General features: G+C 71.3%; 23 protein-coding genes and 5 tRNA genes. 10 read left to right on the plus strand and 18 right to left on the minus strand.

Translation table 11 applies throughout. From position 1 onward, the window contains the following. Nucleotides 1–106 precede the first annotated feature (106 nt). Nucleotides 107–1,333: an FAD-dependent monooxygenase gene (locus ACZ56L_RS28350; RefSeq protein WP_471067170.1), complete on the plus strand. Its 1,227-nt coding sequence runs from the start codon at nucleotides 107–109 to the stop codon at nucleotides 1,331–1,333. A gap of 14 nt (nucleotides 1,334–1,347) precedes the next feature. Here ACZ56L_RS28350 and thiD read toward each other — a convergent pair whose 3' ends face one another. After that, nucleotides 1,348–2,187 (minus strand): bifunctional hydroxymethylpyrimidine kinase/phosphomethylpyrimidine kinase, encoded by an 840-nt coding sequence (gene thiD / locus ACZ56L_RS28355; protein WP_345228141.1) that lies wholly within the window; start codon nucleotides 2,185–2,187, stop codon nucleotides 1,348–1,350. 34 nt (nucleotides 2,188–2,221) lie between these two features. Next, nucleotides 2,222–3,187, minus strand: coding sequence for a thiamine-phosphate kinase (locus ACZ56L_RS28360; protein ID WP_189825813.1), 966 nt, complete (start codon nucleotides 3,185–3,187; stop codon nucleotides 2,222–2,224). 219 nt (nucleotides 3,188–3,406) lie between these two features. Here ACZ56L_RS28360 and ACZ56L_RS28365 point away from each other — a divergent pair, with 219 nt between their 5' ends. After that, complete coding sequence (locus ACZ56L_RS28365) at nucleotides 3,407–3,640, plus strand: Lrp/AsnC ligand binding domain-containing protein (protein ID WP_345228146.1); 234 nt, start codon at nucleotides 3,407–3,409, stop codon at nucleotides 3,638–3,640. Nucleotides 3,641–3,660: 20 nt separating this feature from the next. Beyond that, entirely contained in the window at nucleotides 3,661–4,149 is a 489-nt protein-coding gene (locus ACZ56L_RS28370; RefSeq protein WP_471067173.1) for a DUF3515 domain-containing protein, read from the plus strand. Nucleotides 4,150–4,281: 132 nt separating this feature from the next. On the opposite strand, the gene ACZ56L_RS28375 is transcribed toward ACZ56L_RS28370, so the two are convergent. Genes ACZ56L_RS28375 through ACZ56L_RS28385 form a run of 3 tightly spaced genes read right to left on the minus strand, consistent with a single transcriptional unit; the run spans nucleotide 4,282 to nucleotide 7,272 of the window. Beyond that, on the minus strand, nucleotides 4,282–5,439 hold the full coding sequence (locus tag ACZ56L_RS28375; RefSeq protein ID WP_471067175.1) for a D-alanine--D-alanine ligase family protein: 1,158 nt from the start codon (nucleotides 5,437–5,439) through the stop codon (nucleotides 4,282–4,284). A gap of 58 nt (nucleotides 5,440–5,497) precedes the next feature. Further along, on the minus strand, nucleotides 5,498–6,496 hold the full coding sequence (locus tag ACZ56L_RS28380; RefSeq protein WP_468692760.1) for an NAD(P)H-dependent glycerol-3-phosphate dehydrogenase: 999 nt from the start codon (nucleotides 6,494–6,496) through the stop codon (nucleotides 5,498–5,500). Further along, nucleotides 6,493–7,272 carry a lysophospholipid acyltransferase family protein gene (locus ACZ56L_RS28385; protein WP_345228154.1) on the minus strand — a complete coding sequence of 260 codons (780 nt, stop codon included), beginning with the start codon at nucleotides 7,270–7,272 and terminating at the stop codon, nucleotides 6,493–6,495. Before ACZ56L_RS28385 ends, ACZ56L_RS28380 begins: the two co-directional genes overlap by 4 nt. A 228-nt stretch (nucleotides 7,273–7,500) precedes the next feature. On the opposite strand from ACZ56L_RS28385, the gene cofC reads away from it, so the two are divergent. Both cofC and ACZ56L_RS28395 read left to right on the plus strand, forming a co-directional pair. Further along, nucleotides 7,501–8,199: a 2-phospho-L-lactate guanylyltransferase gene (gene cofC / locus ACZ56L_RS28390; RefSeq protein ID WP_345229125.1), complete on the plus strand. Its 699-nt coding sequence runs from the start codon at nucleotides 7,501–7,503 to the stop codon at nucleotides 8,197–8,199. Between the two features lie 10 nt (nucleotides 8,200–8,209). Continuing rightward, nucleotides 8,210–8,449 carry a hypothetical protein gene (locus ACZ56L_RS28395; protein WP_345228156.1) on the plus strand — a complete coding sequence of 80 codons (240 nt, stop codon included), beginning with the start codon at nucleotides 8,210–8,212 and terminating at the stop codon, nucleotides 8,447–8,449. Between the two features lie 146 nt (nucleotides 8,450–8,595). Here the strand turns inward: ACZ56L_RS28395 and ACZ56L_RS28400 are convergent, their stop codons facing one another. From ACZ56L_RS28400 to leuC, 4 genes are all read right to left on the minus strand, one after another. Next, nucleotides 8,596–9,282 (minus strand): HU family DNA-binding protein, encoded by a 687-nt coding sequence (locus ACZ56L_RS28400; RefSeq protein ID WP_345228159.1) that lies wholly within the window; start codon nucleotides 9,280–9,282, stop codon nucleotides 8,596–8,598. 160 nt (nucleotides 9,283–9,442) lie between these two features. Further along, the gene (locus tag ACZ56L_RS28405) at nucleotides 9,443–9,670 is read right to left on the minus strand and encodes an SCO5555 family protein (protein ID WP_345228162.1); all 228 of its coding nucleotides are present in this window, start codon (nucleotides 9,668–9,670) and stop codon (nucleotides 9,443–9,445) included. Between the two features lie 257 nt (nucleotides 9,671–9,927). Then, nucleotides 9,928–10,521 (minus strand): 3-isopropylmalate dehydratase small subunit, encoded by a 594-nt coding sequence (gene leuD, locus ACZ56L_RS28410; protein WP_345228164.1) that lies wholly within the window; start codon nucleotides 10,519–10,521, stop codon nucleotides 9,928–9,930. Nucleotides 10,522–10,526: 5 nt separating this feature from the next. Further along, on the minus strand, nucleotides 10,527–11,957 hold the full coding sequence (gene leuC / locus ACZ56L_RS28415) for a 3-isopropylmalate dehydratase large subunit (protein WP_345228166.1): 1,431 nt from the start codon (nucleotides 11,955–11,957) through the stop codon (nucleotides 10,527–10,529). A 174-nt stretch (nucleotides 11,958–12,131) separates the two neighbouring features. Here leuC and ndgR point away from each other — a divergent pair, with 174 nt between their 5' ends. Then, nucleotides 12,132–12,851 (plus strand): IclR family transcriptional regulator NdgR, encoded by a 720-nt coding sequence (gene ndgR / locus ACZ56L_RS28420; protein ID WP_189825801.1) that lies wholly within the window; start codon nucleotides 12,132–12,134, stop codon nucleotides 12,849–12,851. 208 nt (nucleotides 12,852–13,059) lie between these two features. On the opposite strand, the gene ACZ56L_RS28425 is transcribed toward ndgR, so the two are convergent. The 9 genes from ACZ56L_RS28425 to ACZ56L_RS28465 form a co-directional block, all read right to left on the minus strand. Then, nucleotides 13,060–13,132 (minus strand) — tRNA-Glu (locus ACZ56L_RS28425). Between the two features lie 27 nt (nucleotides 13,133–13,159). Further along, nucleotides 13,160–13,231, minus strand: a tRNA-Gln gene (locus ACZ56L_RS28430). Nucleotides 13,232–13,268: 37 nt separating this feature from the next. After that, nucleotides 13,269–13,341: transfer RNA gene (locus ACZ56L_RS28435), tRNA-Glu, on the minus strand. A gap of 63 nt (nucleotides 13,342–13,404) precedes the next feature. Then, nucleotides 13,405–13,477 (minus strand) — tRNA-Glu (locus ACZ56L_RS28440). Nucleotides 13,478–13,525: 48 nt separating this feature from the next. Continuing rightward, nucleotides 13,526–13,597 (minus strand) — tRNA-Gln (locus ACZ56L_RS28445). Between the two features lie 89 nt (nucleotides 13,598–13,686). Next, nucleotides 13,687–14,406, minus strand: coding sequence for an HAD family hydrolase (locus tag ACZ56L_RS28450; RefSeq protein ID WP_471067180.1), 720 nt, complete (start codon nucleotides 14,404–14,406; stop codon nucleotides 13,687–13,689). Between the two features lie 136 nt (nucleotides 14,407–14,542). Further along, nucleotides 14,543–16,027: a glutamate--tRNA ligase gene (gltX, locus tag ACZ56L_RS28455; RefSeq protein ID WP_471067182.1), complete on the minus strand. Its 1,485-nt coding sequence runs from the start codon at nucleotides 16,025–16,027 to the stop codon at nucleotides 14,543–14,545. Next, nucleotides 16,020–16,805: a fumarylacetoacetate hydrolase family protein gene (locus ACZ56L_RS28460; protein WP_345228174.1), complete on the minus strand. Its 786-nt coding sequence runs from the start codon at nucleotides 16,803–16,805 to the stop codon at nucleotides 16,020–16,022. Before ACZ56L_RS28460 ends, gltX begins: the two co-directional genes overlap by 8 nt. 112 nt (nucleotides 16,806–16,917) lie before the next feature. Further along, entirely contained in the window at nucleotides 16,918–17,157 is a 240-nt protein-coding gene (locus ACZ56L_RS28465; protein ID WP_345228176.1) for a hypothetical protein, read from the minus strand. Nucleotides 17,158–17,688: 531 nt separating this feature from the next. On the opposite strand from ACZ56L_RS28465, the gene ACZ56L_RS28470 reads away from it, so the two are divergent. The 4 genes from ACZ56L_RS28470 (at nucleotide 17,689) to ACZ56L_RS28485 (ending at nucleotide 23,335) form a co-directional block, all read left to right on the plus strand. Further along, nucleotides 17,689–21,786 carry a sensor histidine kinase gene (locus tag ACZ56L_RS28470; protein WP_471067185.1) on the plus strand — a complete coding sequence of 1,366 codons (4,098 nt, stop codon included), beginning with the start codon at nucleotides 17,689–17,691 and terminating at the stop codon, nucleotides 21,784–21,786. Nucleotides 21,787–21,795: 9 nt separating this feature from the next. Beyond that, complete coding sequence (locus ACZ56L_RS28475; protein ID WP_189825947.1) at nucleotides 21,796–22,209, plus strand: roadblock/LC7 domain-containing protein; 414 nt, start codon at nucleotides 21,796–21,798, stop codon at nucleotides 22,207–22,209. A gap of 141 nt (nucleotides 22,210–22,350) precedes the next feature. Beyond that, complete coding sequence (locus ACZ56L_RS28480; RefSeq protein WP_345228181.1) at nucleotides 22,351–22,767, plus strand: DUF742 domain-containing protein; 417 nt, start codon at nucleotides 22,351–22,353, stop codon at nucleotides 22,765–22,767. Further along, the gene (locus ACZ56L_RS28485) at nucleotides 22,748–23,335 is read left to right on the plus strand and encodes a GTP-binding protein (RefSeq protein WP_189825795.1); all 588 of its coding nucleotides are present in this window, start codon (nucleotides 22,748–22,750) and stop codon (nucleotides 23,333–23,335) included. The genes ACZ56L_RS28480 and ACZ56L_RS28485 overlap by 20 nt, the downstream gene beginning before the upstream one ends. Nucleotides 23,336–23,447 lie beyond the last annotated feature (112 nt).

The following is a 23,447-nucleotide window of genomic DNA, read 5'->3' on the forward strand; positions in this document are numbered from 1 at the left end:
ACCTCGCCTTCACCCCCGCCCTCCTGAAAGGGCGGCGGGCAGGGCTCAGCCGTGCCGTCAGGCGCCGGTCAGCCGGTGGTAAGGGCCGGGCGGCACGCTCCGGGGCATGACACCGCGACCGCAGTCCCAGGCCCTCGCCCACCTCCACGTCCTCATCTCCGGCGCCAGCATCGCCGGCCCCGCCCTCGCCCTCCAGCTCGCCCGGCGCGGAGCCCGCGTCACCGTCGTCGAGAAGGCCCCCGCCCTGCGCCCCGGCGGCTTCGCCGTCGACTTCCGGGGGCATGTGCACCGCACGGTCCTCCAGGACATGGGGATCTGGGACGAGGTGCACGCCCGGCAGACGCACATGGGCGTGCAGACCGTCGTCGACGCCGACGGCAGCCCCCGCGTCGACCTGCCCGCCGCCATGATGAGCGGCGACGTCGAGATCGCCCGCGGCAGCCTGGCCGCGATCATGTACGAGCGGACCAAGGACCTGGACAACGTCCGTTACATCTTCGCGGACTCCGTCGCCACCCTCCACGAGACCCCGACCGGCGTCGACGTCACCTTCGAGAGGGGCGCTCCCCGCACCTTCGACCTCGTGGTCGGCGCCGACGGCCTGCACTCGCGCACCCGTGCCCTCGCCTTCGGCGACGAGTCCCGGTACCTGACGTACCTCGGCTACTACGTCGCCGGGTTCGACGTGCCCAACCACCTCGGGCTCGACCGCACCGCCCGGCTCCACAGCGATCCCGGCCGCATGGTGGGCATCGGCAACGCCGACGGCGACCCCGCCCGCGCCAGGGCATCCCTCGTCTTCTCCTGCGCCGAGCGGCTCGACGTCGACCGCCGCGACCTCGCCCAGCAGCAGAAGATCCTGACGGAGAGGTTCCGGGGGATGGGGTGGGAGACCGCGCACGTCCTCGAAGCGCTGGCCCGGCTCACCTCCCCCGACGAGCTCTACTTCGACGCCATCGCGCAGATCCACGTGGACCGGCTGTCCGTCGGGCGGGTGGTGCTGGTGGGGGACGCCGGATACGGAGCGACCATGGGCGGCATGGGCACGGGCGCGGCGATCGTCGCCGCGTACGTCCTGGCCGGGGAGCTCGCCGCGGCGGGCGGCGACCACCGCACCGCCTTCGCCGCGTACGAGGCGGAGTTCCGCGACTTCGCCAAGGGCTGCCAGAAGATCGCCGGCAACGCGGGCCCCTTCCTCGCGCCGCCCACCGCCCGCGGAATCCGGCAGCGGGACCTCATGTACCGCGTGCTCGCCGCGCGCCCCCTGGCCGGGTTCTTCCAGCGGCTGACCCAGCGGGCGGCCACCGACATCGTGCTGCGGGACTATCCCTGACCGGCTCCCCCGAACTACTCCCGCCCCGCGCCCTCCGCCGGGTTCCGCAGCCGCCACCCGTGGTCGACCGGGCCGATGCCCGCGCCGAGCGCGAAGCCCGCCGCGATGGCCTCCGTGACGTACTCCTTCGCGGCGGAGACCGCCTGCGGCACGTCCAGTCCCTTGGCCAGACCCGAGGCGATCGCGGAGGCGAGCGTGCAACCGGTGCCGTGCGTATGGCGGTTGTCGTACCGCGGGGCGCGCAGCCAGTGCTCCTCGGCGCCGTCGGTGAGCAAGTCGACGGCGTCGCCCGGGAGATGGCCGCCCTTGATCAGCACCCAGCGCGGCCCGCAGGCCAGCAGCGCGTCCGCCGCCTCCCGCATCCCCTCCTCCGACTCCACCCGTACGCCGGTGAGTTGGGCCACCTCGTCGAGGTTCGGGGTGGTGACGGTGGCCGTCGGCAGGAGGTGCTTGCGCACGGACTCCACCGCCGAGGGGGCGAGCAGGGAGTCCCCGTGCTTGGAGACGCCCACCGGGTCCACGACGACCGGCGCGTCGGTGGTGGCCAGCAGGCCCGCCACCTCCTCCACCAGTTCGGCGGACGACAGCATGCCGGTCTTCACGGCCTGCACCCCGATGTCGTCGACGACGCTGCGGTACTGGGCGCGCACCGCTTCCACCGGCAGGTCCCAAACCCCCTGCACGCCCAGGGAGTTCTGGGCGGTGACGGCGGTCAGCACGCTCATCCCGTGCACGCCCAGGGCCAGCATCGTCTTCAGGTCCGCCTGGATGCCCGCACCGCCGCCGGAGTCGGAGCCGGCGACGGTCAGCACGCAGGGGAGCACGCCGTGACGTGCGGCAGGAGTTATTCGCATACCTGCGAATGTAACGCGCCCCCCGGGGAGCGGATCAGCCCTCGATGTCGCCGAAGTGGTCCCAGCCGCCCTTGTTGGTCCAGGGCGCCCCGTCGACCGTCACCTGCGGCAGCGCGGAGGGGTTCAGGACCTCGCCGATGACCTTCCAGCGGGCGGGGAGCTTCACGTCCGGCGGGAAGGTGGCCACGATCGCGTGGTCCTCCCCCCCGGTCAGCACCCACTGGATGGGGTCCACGCCGACCGCCTGCCCGATGTCCGACATCTGGGTCGGGATGTCGATGAGGCCCGAGCGCAGGTCGATGCGGACCTTCGACGCCTCCGCGATGTGCCCGAGGTCGGCGACCAGGCCGTCGCTGACGTCGGTCATCGCGGTCGCGCCGAGCCCGGCGGCCGCGGGGCCCGCGTGGTACGGCGGCTCGGGCCTGCGGTGCGCCTCGACGAAGGCGCGCGGCGAGCGGAAGCCGCGGGAGAGGACCGCGTGCCCCGCCGCCGACCAGCCGAGCCACCCGGTCACCGCGACGACGTCACCGGGGCGGGCCCCGGAGCGTACGACCGGCTCGTGGTTGCGCAGGTCGCCGAGCGCGGTGATCGCGACGGTGATGGTGTCACCGCGCACCACGTCCCCGCCGACCACCGCCGCGCCCGCGACCTGGCACTCGTCGCGCAGCCCGTCCATCAGTTCGGTCGGCCAGGTCGCCGGAAGCTCGGCGGGGACGACCAGCCCCAGCAGCAGGGCGGTCGGCACGGCGCCCATGGCGGCGATGTCGGCGAGGTTCTGGGCGGCGGCCTTGCGGCCCACGTCGTACGCCGTCGACCAGTCGCGCCGGAAGTGCCGCCCCTCCAGGAGGATGTCGGTGCTCGCGACGACCCGCCGGTCCGGCGCCGCGACGACCGCCGCGTCGTCGCCGGGCCCGAGCCGCACGGCCGGGGTGGAGGTGAGGCGGGAGGTCAGCTCTCTGATGAGGCCGAACTCTCCCAGCTCTCCCACGGTGCCCTTCATGAATGTGCCCCTTCTGCCCCAGTGCGCTTGCGGTCGCGAGCCAGCACTGCTCTAGGTACCGTCAACACGTACGTCAACTTCTGTTCGCCGCACGCCGCGAGCGCCTCGGGCGTACGGGCGCGACCGGCCGCGCAGGTCTCCCCACCGCCCGCGACGACACGGTACGGTGGCGTCTCTTTCCCCACCCCACATGATCCTCGTGGCCGCCTTGGAGGTTCCGTGGTACAGGCGTACATCCTCATCCAGACCGAAGTCGGCAAGGCTTCGACGGTCGCCGACATGATCGGCAAGATAACGGGAGTCATCCAGGCCGAGGACGTGACAGGACCCTACGACGTGATCGTGCGGGCCCAGTCGGACACCGTGGACGAGCTCGGCCGTATGGTCGTCGCCAAGATCCAGCAGGTGGACGGCATCACACGCACTCTGACCTGCCCGGTCGTCCACTTGTAGCCCCGTCTACGCTTGGCCGCATGGCTTCCTCGACCCACCGGCTCCGCCGTGCCTCGGCCGCCGCAGCGCTTCTGCTGTCGGCGGCCGTCGCCTGCTCCCCCGCGGGCGGTGCGGCCGTCGTGGCGGTTCCTTCGCCGGACACCGAGGTCGCGGGGTACTGCGAGGCGCTCCACGAGGAGCTGCCGGCCAAGGTCATGGACGACGTGGCGCGCCGCGACGTGTCGCCCGATTCCCCGTACACGGCGGCCTGGGGCGACCCCGCGATCGTACTGCGCTGCGGGATCGAACGGCCCGCCGAAGCGATGGATCCGGAGAACAACGCGGCGGAGGTCGACGGGGTCGGCTGGGTCGTCGACGACCGGGGCGACGACGGGATCCGGTTCATCTCCCGCTACCGCGAGGCGTACGTGGAACTGCTGGTCCCCGCCTCGTACCACCCGGACGCGAGCATCCTGGTCGACTTCGCGAAGCCCGTCGAGAAGTCGATCCCCAAGACCATCGACGACTGATCCGCCCGGCCCGGCCGAGCGGCCCGTCCCAGCAGGACCGGACGGCTGATCCGCCGGGCGGCCCGGCCCGGCAAAACCGCCGACGACCGGGCCGGTCCGCGCGGCGGCGGCCCGGCCCCGGTCGCCGGAGGCTCAGCGCAGGCCGGTGGAGCGGCGCAGGGCCGCCTGGACCAGCAGGTCCACCAGCTCCGGATAGGAGACGCCGGACTCCTGCCACATGCGCGGGTACATCGAGATCGGCGTGAAGCCCGGCATCGTGTTGATCTCGTTGATCACGAACTCGCCGTTGTCCTGGAGGAAGAAGTCCGCCCTCACCAGGCCCTCGCAGGACGCCGCGTCGAAGGCCGCGACCGCGAGCCGCTGGAGTTCGGCGGTCTGCTCCGCCGTCAGCGGCGCGGGGACGATGCCGGCCGCCGAATCGATGTACTTGGCCTCGAAGTCGTAGAAGTCGTGTGCGGAGACCGGCGGGATCTCGGCGGGCACGCTCGCCCGCGGCCCGTCCTCGAACTCCAGCACCCCGCACTCGATCTCGCGCCCGGTGAGCAGCGACTCGACCAGCACCTTCGGGTCGTGGCGCTGGGCCTCCTCGATCGCCTCGTCCAGCCCCGAGAGGTCGTTCACCTTGGTGATGCCCATCGAGGAGCCGCCCCGCGCGGGCTTCACGAACAGCGGCCAGCCGTGCTCCCCGGCGAAGTCCACGATCCGCTTGCGCGCGGCCGAGGGATCGGCGGCCCACTCGCGGGGCCGGACGACCAGGTACGGGCCGACCGGCAGCCCGAAGGAGGCGAAGACCCGCTTCATGTACTCCTTGTCCTGGCCGACGGCCGAGGAGAGCACGCCCGCGCCGACGTACGGAACGCCGGACAGCTCAAGGAGTCCCTGGAGGGTGCCGTCCTCTCCGTACGGACCGTGCAGGACCGGGAAGACGACGTCGACCTCGCCGAGCGCCTTGGGCACGGAACCCGGCTCGCTGTACACGACCTCGCGGTTGCCGGGGTCCACGGACAGCACGACGGAGGCCTCGGAGGCGTCGGTGAGCTGCTCGACGTTGGGGACCCGGCGGTCGGTGATCGCCATCCGGTCGGGTTCGTCGGCGGCCAGCACCCACCGCCCGTCCAGCGTGATGCCGATCGGCAGCACGTCGTACTTCTCGCGGTCGATGGCCCGCATGACGGCGCCGGCCGTGACGACCGAGATGCCGTGCTCGGAGCTGCGGCCGCCGAAGACGACGGCCACACGCGGCTTGCGGGGCTCCTGGTCAGGGCTCTGGGGAAGGTTCTGGCTGCTCATATCGGCTTGAGGGTACCCGAGGAGCCCCGGCGCATCCGTCGTGGACGCACTGCGGAATTCAGCGTTCCGGCTTGGCGCTGCGCGACATCAGCTCCTTCACCGCGACCAGCGGCGGCTTGCCCTCGTGGACGATGCTCACCACCGTCTCGGTGATCGGCATCTCGACGCCGTGCCGCCGCGCCAGATCCAGTACGGACTCGCAGGACTTGACGCCCTCGGCGGTCTGCTTGGTGGCGGCGACGGCCTCCTGGAGGGTCATGCCGCGCCCCAGGTTCGTGCCGAAGGTGTTGTTGCGCGACAGCGGCGACGAGCAGGTGGCGACCAGGTCGCCCATGCCCGCGAGCCCGGCGAAGGTGTGCGCGTCGGCGCCCATCGCCAGGCCCAGCCGGGTGGTCTCGGCGAGGCCGCGGGTGATGAGGGAGGCCTTGGTGTTGTCGCCCATGCCCATGCCGTTGGTGATGCCGACGGCCAGCGCGATGACGTTCTTGACCGCGCCGCCCAGCTCCACGCCGACCACGTCGGTGGTGGTGTACGGGCGGAAGTACGGGGTGTGGCAGGCCGCCTGGAACCGTACGGCGGCCTCCTCGTCGCGGCAGGCGACCACGGCGGCGGCGGGGTGCCGGGCGGCGATCTCCTTGGACAGGTTGGGCCCGGAGAGCACGGCGACCCGTTCCTCGGGGACCTTGGCGACCTCGGCGATGACCTCGCTCATGCGCTTGGCGGTGCCGAGTTCGACGCCCTTCATCAGCGACACGAGGACCGAGTCGGCCGGCAGGAGGTCCTTCCAGCCGCTCAGGTTCTCCCGCAGCGTCTGCGAGGGGATGCACAGCACGGCGAAGTCCGCGCCCGCGGCGGCCTCCGCGGCGTCCGCGGTGGCGGTGATGCCGTCGGGGAGCCGCACCCCGGGCAGGTAGTCGGGGTTGCTCCGCGTGGCGTTGACGACCTCCGCGCGGGCGGCGTTGCGGCCCCACAGGGACACCTCGCAGCCCGCGTCGGCGAGCACCATGGCGAAGGCGGTCCCCCAGGAGCCGTTGCCGAAGACGGCGACCCGTGTCACTTGGCGTTCTCCCCCGACTGCTGCTGCTGTTTCTTCTTCTCCAGGGCCCTGCGTCGCTGCTCGGCCCGGGCCTTGCGGTGGTCGTACACCTCGGCGGGCACCGGCTCCTGCCGGACCTCCGCGAGGAGTTCGGTGATGGCGGCCATGATGACCTCGGTCGCCTCGCGGAGCACGTCCGGCGTGGGTTCCTTGTCGTAGAACCGCTCCAGGTCGACCGGCGGCCCGGCCTGCACCTGGAGGGTCTTGCGCGGGAAGAAGTGCGTCTTCTTGCCCTTGGCGTACGGCGGCATGGCGAGGTTCGCGCCCCACTGGGCGACCGGGATCACGGGCGCCTTGGTCTGCAGGGCCACGCGGGCGGCGCCGGTCTTGCCGGCCATCGGCCACATGTCGGGGTCGCGGGTGAGGGTGCCCTCCGGGTAGAAGGCGACGCACTCGCCGCGCTCGACGGCCGCGATGGCGGCCCGGAAGGCGTTCATCGCGTCGGTGGTCTCGCGGTAGACCGGGATCTGGCCGGTGCCGCGCAGCATCATGCCGACGAAGGGCGTCTTGAACAGGCCCGCCTTGGCCAGGAAGCGCGGCACGCGGCCGGTGTTGTACTGCCAGTGCGCGTACGACAGGGGGTCCGCGTAGGAGTTGTGGTTCACGGCGGTGATGAAGCCGCCGTCCGCCGGAATGTGCTCCATTCCGCGCCAGTCCCGCTTGAAGAGCACAAGCAGCGGGGGTTTGGCGATGACCGCGGCCAGGCGGTACCAGAAGCCGATTCTGCGGCGGGACACTCGGGACACCTTCCTTCGGGACCCTGGCCACTGCACCCCGTGTGCACTTGTGCGCCTGGTTCAGGCGGACAAGTGTCGCCCCGGGTCCCTCGTCTGTCGAGAACACCGTACGCCCCGGTCCGGGGGCCGGGCCTCCTGGCCGGTCGGGCCCGGGGCGACAATGGGCCCGTCCGCCCCCCTGACCCCTCGCGCCGCCCGGCCGGGCGTCCGGCAAGAAAGGTCCGTCCCCTGAACGCGTTCCGGACCCCCCGCTGGTCCCTGGTGGTGCCGCTGAAGCCCTTGGCACGGGCGAAAAGCAGGCTCGCGCCCGCCGCCGGAGAGGCGCTGCGGCCGGGCCTGGCGCTGGCGTTCGCGCAGGACACCGTGGCCGCCGCGCTGGCCTGCGACGCGGTCCGCGATGTGGTGGTCGTCACGGACGACGCCACGGCCGCCGCCGCGCTCACGGAGTTGGGCGCCCGCGTCCTCGCCGACACCCCGGCCGCCGGCCTCAACGCCGCGCTGGCACACGGTGTGCGCACGGTGCGGTCCCGCCGCCCCGCCGCTTCCGTCGCGGCGCTCAACGCGGACCTGCCCGCACTGCGGCCCGCCGAATTGCGGCGGGTGCTCGACCGGGCGGCGGAATTTCCGCGCGCATTTCTGGCCGACGCCGCCGGAATCGGAACCACATTCCTTTCCACTGCGCCAGAAGTGGAATTCCTGCCCTCGTTCGGGGGACCTTCCCGCATCCGGCACATGATTTCGGGCGCCGAGGAGCTGCTGCTCGAATTGGTGGATTCCGTACGGCAGGACGTGGACACCGGCGACGATCTGCGCGCCGCGTTCGCGCTGGGCGTGGGCCCGCACACCGCCGCCCTCTCCCCCGCCTTCGCCCGGACTTCGGCCCCGCTCTCCCCGGACCGGCCGCTGTCCCCGCCCGGCAGGGCCTAGGCTTTCCGGCATGCAGGCGACCGCTTACACGTACGACCCCGAGACCCGCAGCGGCAGCGTGCTGCTCGACGACGGCACCCCGGTGCCCTTCGACGCGGCGGCCTTCGACGCGGGCGGGCTGCGGCTGCTGCGCGCCGGCCAGCGCGTACGCGTCGAAACGGCGGACGCGACGGCGGACGGCACGGCCCGCGGGACAGCGGGCGCGGCTCCGGTCCCCCGGATCACCCTGGTGACCCTCCAGACCTTCTGAAGACCTTCCGAGCGGGACCCGTGGGGCCGCTGAGCCCCTGTGAACGCCGGGGCCGCACCCCCCGGACGCACGACAGCCGGAGAACACCGCGGGCCGGGCTCCCCGGAGGGAGCCCGGCCCGGCGTGTGAGTACCGCGTCGCCAGAACTACTTCTTCTTGGCGGTGGTCTTCTTCGCGGTGGTCTTGCGCGCCGTGGTCTTCTTGGCCGGGGCCTTGGTGGCGGTGGCCTTCTTCGCCGGGGCGGTGTTCTTCGCGGTGGTCTTCTTGGCGGTGGTCGCCGTGGCCTTCTTGGCCGGGGTGGCCTTCTTCGCCGTCGCCGTGGTCTTCTTGGCCGCCGCCGGCGTGGCCTTCTTGGCCGTGGTCTTCTTCGCCGTCGCCGTGGTCTTCTTGGCTGCCGCCGGCGTGGTCTTCTTCGCGGCGGTGGCCTTCTTCGTCGCGGTCGCCTTCTTGGCGGTGGCCTTCTTGGCCGCGGCCTTGGCGGTCGTACGGGTGGAAGAACCGCCCGACAGGCTGCCCTTGGGCGCCTTCTTCACGGCCACGTCGTTCTTCGGGAGCTTCTTCGAGCCCGCGACGAGGTCCTTGAAGCCCTGACCGGCGCGGAAGCGCGGCACGGAGGTCTTCTTGACCCGGACGCGCTCACCCGTCTGCGGGTTACGGGCGTAGCGGGCCGGACGGTCCACCTTCTCGAACGAGCCGAAACCGGTGACCGAGACGCGGTCGCCGGCGACGACGGCGCGGACGATCGCGTCCAGGACGGCGTCCACGGCGTCAGCGGCCTGCTGACGGCCGCCGACCTTGTCGGCAATCGCTTCTACGAGCTGGGCCTTGTTCACGTCTTCCCCTTCGGAGACATTGCCGGAACGAAATGTCCGGCTTATTCGCACGTTAGGCAGATATATACCGCAAATCAAACACGAAACGGGCTAATCACCCTAGTGCCGCAACGTCGTAGGTCTTACGGGAGCCCGCAGGGGAGTTCCGCAGCCCCAGTTGCTACTCGCCTTCGGGGAATCTGCCTTCGTCGAGGTCCTTCATCAACCTGCTCAGACGCCTGTCGGCGGTCGCGAGATCGTGTTTCGCCACGGCCGATATGGCCAGCAGCTGCCGGGACAGCGCCATCCGTACGCCCTCCGGGACTTGCAGTGCACGCAACCGTGTGTGTGCTTCTTTCAGTTGGTCCGCGACCGCCTCGTGGAGCTTGAGTTGGCTGTCTCGTTCCATGCACCGATTGTGCCATCTGGGGCGAGTTGTCGCCTCCGCCGGGGGCAACTAACGGAATTCCAGGCTCCATCAGCCCCACAAGTCACTTCCGACTCACTGCCCAACTCATGTACTCACAAGCGCAGTTGAGACCCGGAACACAGTTCGGCGCCCCCTGCCACGAATGGCGGGGGGCGCCGAAAGTGAGGCGTGGATCTCAGGCCGAACGGGCTACGGAGGGGCCGAAAACCGACCCTCGAACGACGTCCGGCGGGGGATCAGGCGCGGATCGTACTCGGCTTGTGGGCCGGGCGGCCGGATTCGTACGCCTCGATCGCGTCCTCGTTCTGGAGGGTGATGGAGATGTCGTCCAGCCCGTTGAGCAGCCGCCAGCGGGCGTTCTCGTCCAACTCGAAGTCGGCCGTGACGCCCTGGGCCCGCACCTGCCGGTCCTGCAGGTCAACCGTGATTTCGGCGTTCGGGTCGGCCTCGGTGAGCGACCACAGCCGGTCCACGGTCTCCTGCGGCAGAACCACCGTGAGCAGGCCGTTCTTGAGCGAATTGCCCCGGAAGATGTCCGCGAAACGGGAGGAGACAACTGTCTTGAAACCGTAGTTCTGCAGGGCCCAGACGGCGTGCTCACGGCTGGATCCGGTGCCGAAGTCGGGTCCGGCGACCAGCACGGAGGCACCCTGGCGCTCGGGCTTGTTGAGCACGAACTCCGGGTCCTTGCGCCAGGCCTCGAACAGCCCGTCCTCGAAGCCGTCCCTGGTCACCTTCTTGAGCCAGTGGGCGGGGATGATCTGGTCGGTGTCCACGTTGGAGCGGCGCAGGGGCACGGCCCGGCCGGTGTGCGCGGTGAAAGCTTCCATGGTTCTCAGGCCTCCACGAGGGCGGTTGCGACTGCGTCGGACAGATCGGCGGGCGACGCCAAATGGCCCAGTACGGCCGTGGCCGCCGCCACCTGCGGCGACACGAGGTGGGTGCGGCCGCCCTTGCCCTGCCGGCCCTCGAAGTTGCGGTTGGAGGTGGACGCGGAGCGCTCACCGGGGGCGAGCTGGTCGGGGTTCATGCCCAGGCACATCGAGCAGCCCGCGTGCCGCCATTCGGCCCCGGCGGCGGTGAACACCTTGTCCAGGCCCTCGTCCATGGCCTGGAGCGCGACCCGCACCGAGCCGGGGACGACCAGCATCCGCACGCCGTCGGCCACGGAGCGGCCCTCGACGACGGAGGCGGCCGCCCGCAGGTCCTCGATACGGCCATTGGTGCAGGACCCCACGAAGACGGTGTCGACCCGGATGTCGCGCAGCGCCTGCCCTGCCGTCAACCCCATGTACTCCAGGGCCTTTTCGGCGGCGTTGCGCTCCGAAGGGTCATCGTACGAAGCCGGGTCGGGGACGTCGGCCGACAGCGGGGCGCCCTGGCCGGGGTTGGTGCCCCAGGTGACGAACGGGGCCAGCGAGGCGGCGTCGATGACGACCTCCGCGTCGAAGACCGCGTCGTCGTCCGTCCTCAGCGTCTTCCAGTACGCCACGGCGGCGTCCCAGTCCTCGCCCTCCGGGGCGTGGTCGCGGCCCTTGAGGTAGTCGAAGGTGGTGGCGTCGGGGGCGATCATGCCCGCCCGCGCCCCGGCCTCGATCGACATGTTGCAGATGGTCATGCGGGCTTCCATCGACAGCTTCTCGATGGCCGGGCCCCGGTACTCCAGGACGTAGCCCTGGCCGCCGCCGGTGCCGATCTTCGCGATGATCGCCAGGATCAGGTCCTTGGCGGTGACCTCGGCGGGCAGCTCGCCGTCGACGGTGATGGCCATCGTCCTGGGGCGGGCCATCGGCAGCGTCTGGGTGGCCAGGACGTGCTCCACCTGTGAGGTGCCGATGCCGAAGGCCAGCGCGCCGAACGCGCCGTGCGTGGAGGTGTGCGAGTCGCCGCAGACCACGGTGGTGCCCGGCTGGGTCAGTCCGAGCTGCGGTCCCACCACGTGGACGACGCCCTGCTCGACGTCGCCCAGCGGGTGCAGCCGCACCCCGAACTCGGCGCAGTTCCTGCGCAGCGTCTCCAGCTGGATCCGGGAGACCGGGTCCGCGATCGGCTTGTCGATGTCGAGGGTCGGGGTGTTGTGGTCCTCGGTGGCGATGGTGAGGTCCAGGCGCCGTACCCGCCGCCCGTTCTTGCGCAGCCCGTCGAAGGCCTGCGGGCTGGTGACCTCGTGCAGCAGGTGAAGGTCGATGAAGAGGAGGTCGGGCTCCCCTTCGGCACGCCGGACGACGTGGTCGTCCCAGACCTTCTCCGCGAGTGTCCTACCCATCGCTTTCCCTCCGGCCGGCGGCTTTGCCGGCTCAACTAGAGATGTCGGTGCACCCCGCCCGAACCCCCGTACGGGGCGGTGACCGCGGGCCTTCGTGTGGCCGCCGGTACAGCGTGACAAGTTCGTTGGAAAATTGAACTTGCGTTTCACAGAGTGAGACGCGAGTATCGACGCATGGACAACTCTAGCGGCGTCGGCGTTCTCGACAAGGCGGCGCTCGTGCTGAGCGCCCTGGAGTCCGGTCCGGCCACCCTCGCCGGGTTGGTCGCGGCCACCGGACTCGCACGACCCACGGCACACCGGCTCGCCGTGGCACTGGAGCACCACCGACTGGTGGCCCGGGACATGCAGGGCCGTTTCATTCTCGGCCCCCGGCTCTCCGAACTGGCCGCCGCGGCCGGCGAGGACCGCCTCCTGGCCACCGCGGGACCGGTGCTGACCCACCTGCGCGATGTGACGGGCGAGAGCGCGCAGCTCTACCGCCGCCAGGGCGACATGCGCATCTGCGTCGCCGCGGCGGAACGGCTGTCCGGACTGCGGGACACCGTCCCGGTGGGTTCCACGCTCACCATGAAGGCCGGCTCCTCCGCGCAGATCCTGATGGCCTGGGAGGAGCCGGAGCGCCTGCACCGGGGTCTCCAGGGCGCCCGCTTCACGGCCACGGCCCTGTCCGGGGTACGCCGCCGGGGCTGGGCCCAGTCGATCGGCGAGCGCGAGCCGGGCGTGGCCTCGGTCTCCGCGCCGGTGCGCGGACCCTCCAACCGCGTGGTGGCGGCCGTGTCGGTCTCCGGGCCGATCGAGCGCCTGACCCGCCACCCGGGCCGGATGCACGCCCAGGCGGTCATCGACGCGGCGGCCCGCCTCTCGGAGTCCCTGCGCCGCTCGGGCAGTTGACCTCCACTCCCCCGCAACCGCCCGTTTCCGTACGCCACTTCACCCGAGGCCCCGAACTCCCGCGCACCGCACCGGAGTTCGGGGCATCGGCCGTGCCGGGCCCGCCGTGGAACCCGACCGGCGCCGGGCAGGCGAGCCAGGGAATTCCACGGCAGGCCCGGACATGCGAAAAGGTCCCGCATCATTGATGCGGGACCTTTTCGGTGCGTACCCCCGACCGGATTCGAACCGGCGCTACCGCCTTGAGAGGGCGGCGTGCTAGGCCGCTACACAACGGGGGCTTGCTTTATGTGCAGTTGTGATCTGCGCTGGGCTACCAGGACTCGAACCTAGAATGACGGTACCAGAAACCGTAGTGTTGCCAATTACACCATAGCCCATGGTGGTTGAGACCATTTTGAATTGGTGTGCAACCAGTACCCCCGACCGGATTCGAACCGGCGCTACCGCCTTGAGAGGGCGGCGTGCTAGGCCGCTACACAACGGGGGCCCTAGCGATCCTCGCGTCGATACATCCAGGAGCGACCTGAAGGTGTCGGAAAGAAAGGATCTGTACCCCCGACCGGATTCGAACCGGCGCTACCGCCTTGAGAGGGCGGCGTGCTAGGCCGCTACACAACGGGGGCCCTAGCAGAGCTGCGTCTTGATCTACGAACTTCAACAGCTCTCGCAAGCTGGGCTACCAGGACTCGAACCTAGAATGACGGTACCAGAAACCGTAGTGTTGCCAATTACACCATAGCCCACCAAAACTCAACCCCCGAGTGGGGGTCTTTGTTCGGTTTGCGCTGTCCGGCCGGGCCTCTCGGCCCGCTCGGGCGGCGCAGAAAGAACATTACCCGAAGGTTCCCGGGGCTCCAAAACGGGTATTGCCCGCCAGCAGGTCAGGGAGCTGATCGAGCCCCGTGACGCTCACCAGCTCGGGCCGTCCGCCCGCGCCCGTGCGGTCCAGCCAGATGCCGGTCAGGCCGGCGGCGACGGCTCCGCGGGCGTCGATGTCCGGCTCGTCCCCGATGTACGCCACGTCTCCGGGCGGCAGCCCGAGCGCGTCACAGGCGGCGTGGAAGGCCTCCGGGGCGGGCTTGGAGACCCCGAGCTCGGCGGCGCACAGCACGGTCTCGAAGCGGTCCCACAGGCCCAGGGCCTTCAGCTTCCGCTCCTGGACGGTCAGGCTGGAGTTCGAGAGCACCGCGTGCCGGTAGCCGTCGCCGAGGGCGTCCAGGACCGGCACGGCGTCGGGGAACAGGGCCCAGGCCTGCTCGTAGTGCACGCGGTGGCGGTTGAACCAGTCATCGGCCTCCCGGTCGCTCAGCGGGCCGCCCAGGAAGCCCTCCACCCGGGCCCTGCGCTGTTCCTCGAAGGTGCACTCCCCCGCGGCGAACCGCTCCCAGTGCAGCTTCATCAGCTCCCGCCAGCGGTCCAGGGCCTGCTCGGCGCTCCCGTACCCGGCGGGCAGCCCCTCGGCGGCGAACTGGGCGCGCATCCCGGCGAGGTCGGCGGAGGTGTAGTCGAAGAGGGTGTCGTCGATGTCCCACAGGACGGCTCGGATCGGCATACGGGCCAGGCTAGGCGCGCGGCGGCGGCCGGCGTAGGGCGCAGACGTAGGGCGCAGACGTGCGTCCCGGGACGCGGGAAGGGGCGGCGGCCGGGGACAACCGGCCGCCGCCCCTTCCCGGGCGCGCGCAGGACGCTTATCCGGCGAGCTTGGCCAGCGCGGCGTCAATGCGGGCCAGGGTCCTGTCCTTGCCCAGGATCTCGAGGGACTCGAAGAGGGGCAGGCCGACCGTGCGGCCGGTGACGGCGACCCGGACCGGGGCCTGGGCCTTGCCGAGCTTGAGACCGTGGGCCTCGCCCGCGGTGAGGACCGCGTTCTTGAGGGACTCGGGGTCCGACCAGTCGGCGGCTTCGAGGTGCGCGCGGGCCGTGGTCAGGAGGGCGGCGGGCTCGCCCTTCATGGCCTTGGCCCAGGACGCCTCGTCCTCCACCGGCTCCTTCCGGAAGAGGAAGTCGACGTTGGCCGTGATGTCGGAGAGGACCGTCACCCGGGTCTGGGCGTGCGGCGCGATGGCCTCCCAGGCGGCGCGGTCGAAGTCCTCGGGGGCCCAGTTGGCGTGCGGGGCCGTCAGCCACGGCTCGCAGGCCTCGGCGAAGGCCTTGGGGTCGAGCAGCCGGATGTGGTCGGCGTTGATCGACTCGGCCTTCTTCAGGTCGAAGCGGGCCGGGTTGGCGTTGACGTCGGCGACGTCGAACTTCTCGATCAGCTCGGGGACCGTGAAGATGTCCTGGTCGGCGGAGAAGGACCAGCCGAGGAGGGAGAGGTAGTTGAGCAGGCCCTCCGGGAGGAAGCCGCGCTCGCGGTAGACGTTGAGGGACGCCTGCGGGTCGCGCTTGGAGAGCTTCTTGTTGCCCTCGCCCATGACGTAGGGGAGGTGGCCGAAGAGGGGGATCTCCTTGGCGACGCCCAGCTCGATCAGGGCCCGGTAGAGGGCGATCTGGCGGGGGGTGGAGGAGAGCAGGTCCTCGCCGCGCAGGACGTGGGTGATCTCCATCAGCGCGTCGTCGACCGGGTTGACGAGGGTGTAGAGCGGGGCGCCGTTGGCGCGGACGATGCCGTAGTCCGGGACGTTCTCGGGCTGGACGGTGATCTCGCCGCGGACCAGGTCCGTGAAGGTGATCGCCTCGTCGGGCATCCGGAAGCGGACGATGGCCGGGCGGCCCTCGGTCTCGTACGCGGCGGCCTGCTCGTCGGTCAGCGCGCGGCAGTGGCCGTCGTAGCCGGACGGCTTGCCGGCGGCGCGGGCGGCGTCGCGGCGGGCGTCCAGCTCCTCGGTGGTGCAGTAGCAGTGGTAGGCGAACCCACCGCTCAGGAGCTTCTCGGCGACGTCCTTGTAGAGGTCCATGCGCTGGGACTGGCGGTACGGCGCGTGCGGGCCGCCGACCTCCGGGCCCTCGTCCCAGTCGAGGCCGAGCCAGCGCATCGAGTCGAGGAGCTGCTGGTAGCTCTCCTCGGAGTCGCGCGCGGCGTCGGTGTCCTCGATGCGGAAGACCATGGTGCCGCCGGTGTGGCGGGCGTACGCCCAGTTGAAGAGGGCGGTACGGACGAGGCCCACGTGCGGGTTGCCCGTCGGGGAGGGGCAGAACCGGACGCGGACGGGGGACGAGGGGGTGTTAGCCACGCTTGATCACCTTGTTGGTGAGAGTGCCGATGCCTTCGATGGTGACGGCGACCTCGTCGCCGACGTTCAGGGGTCCGACACCCGCGGGGGTGCCGGTGAGGATGACGTCCCCGGGCAGGAGGGTCATCGCCTCGGAGACGTGCGCCACCAGGTCGGCGACCGAGCGGACCATGTCGCTGGTGCGGCCGAGCTGGCGCTGCTGTCCGTTGACCGTGCACTGGATCGTGAGGTCGGCGGGGTCCAGGTCGGTCTCGACCCACGGGCCCAGGGGGCAGGAGGTGTCGAAGCCCTTGGCGCGGGCCCACTGCTTCTCGCGCTGCTGGACGTCCCGGGCGGTGACGTCGTTGGCCGCGGTGTAGCCGAAGACCACGTCCTTGACGCGCTCCGGGGGGACCTCGCGGCACATGCGGCCGATGACCACGGCGAGTTCCGCCTCGTGGTGCAGTTCGGAGGAGAAGGAGGGGTAGGCGATCGAGTCGCCCGGGCCGATGACCGAGGTGGACGGCTTGAAGAAGGCGACCGGGATCTCCGGGACCTCGTTGCCGAGCTCCGCCGCGTGCTCCGCGTAGTTGCGGCCGATGGCCACGACCTTGCTGGGGAGCACGGGGGGCAGCAGCCGCACCTTGCTCAGGGGGACTTTGACGCCGGAGAGCTCGAAGTCGGCGTACGGAATGCCCTTGATGATGTCGAGGACGAGGTCACCCGACTCGGGTGTTCCCTCGCCCTCGACCGCGCCGAAGGCGACATTGCCGTCGATGGAGAATCTGGCGATGCGCACGGGATGCCTGCGCCCCTTACCTGAGCTGGCCGAAGTCTGACGCTCCAGGCTAACGCGGGAGGTGAGGTCGGCTCCGCCCGTCCTTGCGGGGAGGGGTCGGCGAGGGGGCCGGTCAGGCGGCGGGGGCGGCCTCGGGGAGGTGCTGGATCTCCGGGGCGACCATGAGGACGGTGCGGCGGGTGTTGGCGGTGGCGGCGGGCAGCTCCTGCGCGTACTCCGGGAGGGCGGCGGGCCGGGGGGTGCCGGTCTGCTTGTCCAGGTGGGCGAGGGTGGTGCGGCGCGGGTTGGCCAGATTGCGGATCGCGGAAGCCGTCTTCTTCGCGCTCTGCTTCGTTGTCGTGGAGTTCTGCATGAGAGTGCTCGCGCCTTGTCGATGAGGGCGCCGGACGGCGCCGGTGGTCGGATTCGCAATCCCTGTAAAGCGTCAGGCTAAACATCCGCTTCCCAGCCAAAGCCGGGAATGTGCCGGGATCTTCGTGTGAGTTTGCTCACGAACTTGGGGGCAATTCCCGCAATTCGGACTGTTGATCTTGTGGTCAGAAACGGACATTACCTATCTGAAGGATTGATTCCGCTCCTGATCGTCCCGACTGGGGCACCCCCCACCCGTAAGCGACTCGTACGCAAATGTCCCTTACGTAGGGGAAGTGAGTCTACGACTGGTGACACACCAGGCACAAAGCGTCACCCCAGGTCCGTCGGGTCGCTCGGGCCTTGTTGGAGATCCGGCACTGTGCTGGAATTCCCCGGACCGCGGTCACTCACGACCACCCAATGGGGATGATCCGGTACCCCACGACTCGACACCGTTCCGCCGCTCTGCGGTGGCACGCCTGGTCCAGAGGTTGCGACGCTAGTGCAGGGACGTTTCAAGAGGGATGGCATGGGGTCTCCCCAGGCCCGCCAGGGCCGTGGGGACACCCCGGCCGAGCAGGAGCCGCGCGGCCAGGCCGCCCCGGGCTCGTCGCCCCAGCCCCCGCACGCCCGGAACCCCCAGGGCGACGGCCCGGCGCAGCCCGGCGGCGGCCCCGGCCGGCCCGGCCAGGGCGGTCCCGGTGGACCCGGTGGCGCCTTCGGCGGAGGCGCCGGAGCCTTCGGCGGCGGTTCGCCGGAGCCCTCGAAGGCGCCCGGCGAGGCCAAGGAGAAGAAGCCCAAGGCCCCCAAGCCCATCACCGAGGGCACCCGAATATCCCTGCGCAACTGGAGCATCAGCACCCGACTGGTGTCGCTGCTGGCCCTCCCCGTGGTCGCGGCGACCGCGCTCGGCGCACTGCGCATCAACGAGTCGCTGAGCGATGTGCAGCAGCTCGAGCACATGCAGCTGCTGACCGACATGACCCGCAAGGCCACCGACCTCGCGGCGGCGCTGCAGAACGAGCGCGACAAGACCGCCGGCCCGCTGGCCAACGGCACCCGGCAGGACGACCCGACGGTCAAGGCGGAGCAGGACAAGAGCGACCGCTTCAAGGAAGCGTTCATCGCCGGCACCCGGGGCGTCGAGGTCGGGGAAGAGGGCGACGAGGCGCTCACGAGTATCCGTGACAGCCTCCGCGACATCAGCATGCGGCTGCAGACCCTGACGCAGATCCGCGACACCGCCTTCCAGGACCGCGGCGAAGCGGGCCACTCGCAGACGGTCAGCGCGTACAGCGGTCTGATCACCTCGCTGCTGAGCCTCTCCCAGGACATGGCGCAGGCGACCTCCAGCCCGGAGATGATCAAGCGCACCCGTGCGCTGGCGGCGTTCTCGAACGCCAAGGAGTTCGCCTCGGTGCAGCGCGCGATCATCGCCGCCGCGCTGCCGGCGAACCCGGACGACCCGAAGCAGAAGGTCAACCTCACCGAGAGCGACCGGCTGTTCGGCCAGACCGCCCGGTCCAACGAGAAGACCTCGCTGGGCACCTTCACCACCATCTACGGCCCGCAGTCCGCCATCCCGCTGCTGAGCGTCCTGACCAACAACAACCCGGACTCAAAGCGCGCCGACGACTACGCGGAGAAGGTCCTCAACACCGAGGGCGGCATCAAGCAGCTCAAGGTCCGGTCCTACAAGGACTGGGAGGACCAGGCGAGCAACGAGATCGACGCGATGAAGCGCATCGAGGCCACGCTGCTCACCCAGATGGAGCAGAAGGCCCGCGAGCTGAAGGCGGACTCCGAGCGCTCCACGTACATCTCCGGTGCGGTCATCCTGCTCGTGCTCGGCGTCTCGCTCGTCGGCGCGTTCATCATGGCCCGCTCGATGATCCGCTCGCTGCGCCGCCTGCAGGACACCGCGACCCGGGTCGCCCAGGAACGGCTGCCGGAGCTCGTCAAGGCGCTCTCGGAGTCGGACCCGCAGGACGTGGACACCTCCGTGGAGTCCGTCGGCGTGCACAGCAAGGACGAGATCGGCCGGGTGGCCACCGCGTTCGACGACGTGCACCGCGAGGCGGTGCGACTGGCCGCCGAGCAGGCCCTGCTGCGAGGCAACGTCAACGCGATGTTCACCAACCTCTCGCGTCGCTCGCAGGGCCTCATCCAGCGTCAGCTCTCGCTCATCTCCGAGCTGGAGGCCCGCGAGGCCGACCCGGACCAGCTCTCCTCGCTCTTCAAGCTCGACCACCTCGCCACCCGTATGCGCCGCAACGGCGAGAACCTCCTCGTCCTCGCCGGTGAGGAGCCGGGCCGCCGCTGGACGCGTCCGGTGCCGCTGGTCGACGTGCTCCGTGCCGCCGCCTCCGAGGTGGAGCAGTACGAGCGCATCGAACTGGCGTCGGTGCCCTCGACCGAGGTCGCCGGCCGGGTCGTCAACGACCTCGTGCACCTGCTCGCCGAGCTGCTGGAGAACGCCACCTCGTTCTCCTCGCCGCAGACCAAGGTGCGGGTGACCGGTCACGCGCTGCCCGACGGCCGGGTGCTCGTCGAGATCCACGACACCGGCATCGGCCTGTCCCCCGAGGACCTCTCCGCGATCAACGAGCGGCTCGCCGCGCCCCCGACCGTGGACGTCTCGGTGTCCCGCCGCATGGGCCTGTTCGTGGTCGGCCGCCTGTCCCTGCGGCACGGCATCCGCATCCAGCTCCGCCCGTCGGACTCCGGCGGCACGACGGCGCTGGTCATGCTGCCCGTGGACGTGGCCCAGGGCGGCCGCAAGCTCCCCGGCAAGCCCGGTGGGCCCGGCGCGCCCGGCGGCGCGCCGCAGATGCCCGCGGGCGAGGGCCAGCGTCCGGGTCTGCCCGGCGGCCCCGGTGCGGGCGGCGGCCCCGGTGGCCGTCCCGGCGCCCCGCAGGGCGGCGGCATGCTGGGCGCCGAGCCCTCGCGGCGTCAGGTCCCGGCCGGTTCGGGCCCGCGGACGGCGCTGCCGGGACGCACTCCGGGCGCCGGCCTCACCGGTGCGCCCCCGGCCGGTCCGCCCAAGCGCGGCGGTCTCGCCGGCGCCTTCGGCGGCGGTCGCGGCGGCCGTGAGGACGTGCGCCAGGCGCACGCCCCCGAGCCGGACCGCGGTCTGCCCCGGGCGGGCGGCCCGCGTGCCGAGCTGCCCGGCGGCCCGGCGGCTCCGCAGGGCGGCCGGCCCACCAGTTGGGGCGCCCGGCCGAACCCGGCCGACCAGCCGCGCGGCCACGAGGAGACCGAGGACCGTCAGGGCCCCGGCGCCACGGCCGAGTTCGACCGTCCCGACTTCAACGGGCCGCCGCCCGGTTCCGCGACGGGCCAGTTCGAGCGCCCGGACGTCCGGCAGGACCCGGCGTCCGCCGGCCGGTTCGAGCGCCCCGACGTACGCCAGGACCCCGCGGCCACGGGACAGTTCCCGCAGCCGGACTTCCAGGACCCCGCGGCCACCGGGCAGTTCCCCCAGGCCGGCTTCCAGGACCCCGCGGGCACGGGCCAGTTCCCGCAGGCCCGCGGGCCGCAGGACCCCGCGGCCACCGGGCAGTTCCCGCAGGCCGGCTTCCAGGACCCCGCGAGCACGGGCCAGTTCCCGCAGGCCCAGCACGGCGGTTTCCCGGACCCGGCCGCCACCGGCCAGTTCCCGCAGCCCGCTTTCCCGGGCCGCCAGGACACGCCCCCGGCCCGGGAGCAGTTCGAGCGTCCCGACGTACGCCAGGACTCCCCCGGTCCGTTCGAGCGCCCGGACGTGCGCGGGCCGCAGGGCCCCGGTTCGACCGGCCAGTTCCCGCAGGCCGGGCGCCGGGACGGCGCCTTCCCGGAGCCGGGTTCCACGGGCCAGTTCGCGCCGTCGGACTTCGCGGCCGCCACCGGGCAGTTCGAGCGCCCCGACGGGCGCGAGCAGCAGCAGCGGCCGGACCCGTACGACACCGGCGCGCACCGGAACGGTTCCTACGACCGTCCGGCGCCGGCCCCGGCGTCCGGTGCTCCGCGTCCGCGCGGCGGCCAGGACGACGCCGCCTTCCGGCCGCCGCGTCCGGTGGCGAGCCTGCCGGGCCAGGGTGCGCAGGACATGTACCCGCAGGTCCCGCAGAACCAGCAGCCCGACGAGACCCAGCAGGTCCCGCAGGTGCGGCAGCAGGAGTCGCTGCCGCCGGCCGCGGGTCCCGGGGACGGCCGTACGCCGCTCTTCGACACGCTGGAGTCGAACTGGTTCCACCAGGACCAGGGCGGCGCCCCCCAGCCCGCCGCGGCCGCCTCCGTGTCCGCCCGGCCGGCGGCCCCCGCCGCCGAGCGCGAGTCCGCCGAGGCCGCCTGGCGGCCCTCGCCGAACGACGAACTCGTCCGGCAGGCCGAGCGGGTGCGCAAGCCCGCCGCGGGCGGCGTCACCACCTCAGGACTTCCGCGTCGCGTCCCGAAGGCCAACCTGGTCCCGGGCACGGCGCAGGAACAGAACCACCAGACAGGTCCGCAGGTCTCCCGTGCGCCCGATGACGTACGCGGCCGGCTGACCAATCTTCGTCGGGGCATTCAGCAGGGCCGCCAGGCCGGAAGCAACGGCACCACTGGCACGTTCCGCACCGTTGACCCCACTCACCAGCAGGAGCGTTAGTTGAGTCCGATGAGCCAGGCGGCGCAGAATCTGAACTGGTTGATCACCAATTTCGTGGACAACACCCCTGGGGTGTCCCACACGGTGGTGGTCTCCGCCGACGGACTCCTTCTGGCGATGTCCGAAGGTTTCCCCCGTGACCGTGCCGACCAGTTGGCGGCGGTGGCCTCCGGGCTCACCTCGCTGACGGCGGGCGCGTCCCGGATCTTCGAGGGCGGCCCGGTCAGCCAGACCGTGGTGGAGATGGAGCGCGGCTTCCTCTTCCTCATGTCGATCTCGGACGGCTCGTCGCTGGCGGTGCTCGCGCACCCCGACGCCGACATCGGTCTGGTCGGATACGAGATGGCACTGCTGGTCGACCGGGCGGGCACGGTCCTCACCCCGGACCTCCGCGCGGAACTGCAGGGCAGCCTGCTTCACTAGGCGGCACGCCGGCTCGTACGACCCCACGCCCCTCAGGTAGTTCGCACCACCCAGCCCCACAACCGTCCGGCCGAAGTCCGATTCCCCCACCGGCCCCGTCAGACGGCACGCCGACCCCTTGCTGTCATGCCCGGAGGACCCATGACCCCGCCCCCCGCCTCTCACGATCCGTACGGCGGCGCGCATCTCGACGCGCCGTACGACGCGCACGAGGGCGATCAGCCGCTGGTGCGTCCCTACGCGATGACCGGTGGCCGGACCAGGCCGCGCTACCAGCTCGCCATCGAGGCGCTGGTCTCCACCACGGCCGACCCGGCTCACCTGTCCACGCTGCTCCCCGAGCACCAGCGGATCTGCCACCTGTGCCGCGAGGTCAAGTCGGTGGCCGAGGTCTCGGCGCTGCTCGCGATGCCGCTGGGTGTCGCGCGCATCCTGGTCGCCGACCTGGCCGAGGCCGGGATGGTGGCCATCCACCAGCCGGGCGAGGGCGCGGAGGCCGACGGAACGCCGGCCGTGACGCTGCTGGAAAGGGTGCTCAGTGGACTTCGCAAGCTCTGACGGCGCGACGGGCGCGGCCCGTTCCACCACCTCCGCCAAGATCGTCGTGGCGGGCGGCTTCGGCGTCGGCAAGACCACGTTCGTGGGCGCCGTCTCGGAGATCAACCCGCTGCGCACGGAGGCCGTCATGACCTCCGCCTCGGCGGGGATCGACGACCTGACCCACACCGGGGGCAAGACGACCACCACGGTGGCGATGGACTTCGGCCGCATCACGCTGGACCAGGACCTGATCCTGTACCTCTTCGGCACGCCTGGTCAGGACCGCTTCTGGTTCATGTGGGACGACCTGGTGCGCGGCGCGATCGGGGCGGTCGTGCTCGTGGACACCCGGCGCCTGGCCGACTGCTTCCCGGCGGTCGACTACTTCGAGAACAGCGGCCTGCCGTTCGTCATCGCCCTCAACGGCTTCGACGGCCACCAGCCGTACACGCCGGAGGAGGTGCGCGAGGCGCTCCAGATCGGGCCGGACACCCCGATCATCACCACCGACGCCCGGCACCGCGCGGACGCCAAGAGCGGCCTGATCACGCTGGTCGAGCACGCGTTGATGGCCCGGTTGAAGTAGGTCGTACGCCATCCGCAAGTAGGGGCGGGGATACGGAAGTTGTCGTAGTCCCACAGGGGCGGGCTGTGTCGTACGACACTCTCCGCCCCGGCTCCGCGGTGGAGTTCATAAC

It is taken from the genome of Streptomyces sp. NPDC039736 (assembly GCF_055596485.1).

Coding starts and splice junctions, on each gene's coding strand:
- ndgR (WP_189825801.1), top strand. CDS start 12,132: ATGGACAACTCTAGCGGCGTCGGCGTTCTCGACAAGGCGGCGCTCGTG.
- ACZ56L_RS28370 (WP_471067173.1), top strand. CDS start 3,661: ATGGCTTCCTCGACCCACCGGCTCCGCCGTGCCTCGGCCGCCGCAGCG.
- leuC (WP_345228166.1), bottom strand. CDS start 11,957: ATGGGTAGGACACTCGCGGAGAAGGTCTGGGACGACCACGTCGTCCGG.
- ACZ56L_RS28395 (WP_345228156.1), top strand. CDS start 8,210: ATGCAGGCGACCGCTTACACGTACGACCCCGAGACCCGCAGCGGCAGC.
- ACZ56L_RS28470 (WP_471067185.1), top strand. CDS start 17,689: ATGGGGTCTCCCCAGGCCCGCCAGGGCCGTGGGGACACCCCGGCCGAG.
- ACZ56L_RS28375 (WP_471067175.1), bottom strand. CDS start 5,439: ATGAGCAGCCAGAACCTTCCCCAGAGCCCTGACCAGGAGCCCCGCAAG.
- ACZ56L_RS28350 (WP_471067170.1), top strand. CDS start 107: ATGACACCGCGACCGCAGTCCCAGGCCCTCGCCCACCTCCACGTCCTC.
- ACZ56L_RS28360 (WP_189825813.1), bottom strand. CDS start 3,187: ATGAAGGGCACCGTGGGAGAGCTGGGAGAGTTCGGCCTCATCAGAGAG.
- ACZ56L_RS28475 (WP_189825947.1), top strand. CDS start 21,796: ATGAGCCAGGCGGCGCAGAATCTGAACTGGTTGATCACCAATTTCGTG.
- ACZ56L_RS28480 (WP_345228181.1), top strand. CDS start 22,351: ATGACCCCGCCCCCCGCCTCTCACGATCCGTACGGCGGCGCGCATCTC.
- leuD (WP_345228164.1), bottom strand. CDS start 10,521: ATGGAAGCTTTCACCGCGCACACCGGCCGGGCCGTGCCCCTGCGCCGC.
- ACZ56L_RS28465 (WP_345228176.1), bottom strand. CDS start 17,157: ATGCAGAACTCCACGACAACGAAGCAGAGCGCGAAGAAGACGGCTTCC.
- thiD (WP_345228141.1), bottom strand. CDS start 2,187: ATGCGAATAACTCCTGCCGCACGTCACGGCGTGCTCCCCTGCGTGCTG.
- ACZ56L_RS28450 (WP_471067180.1), bottom strand. CDS start 14,406: ATGCCGATCCGAGCCGTCCTGTGGGACATCGACGACACCCTCTTCGAC.
- ACZ56L_RS28405 (WP_345228162.1), bottom strand. CDS start 9,670: ATGGAACGAGACAGCCAACTCAAGCTCCACGAGGCGGTCGCGGACCAA.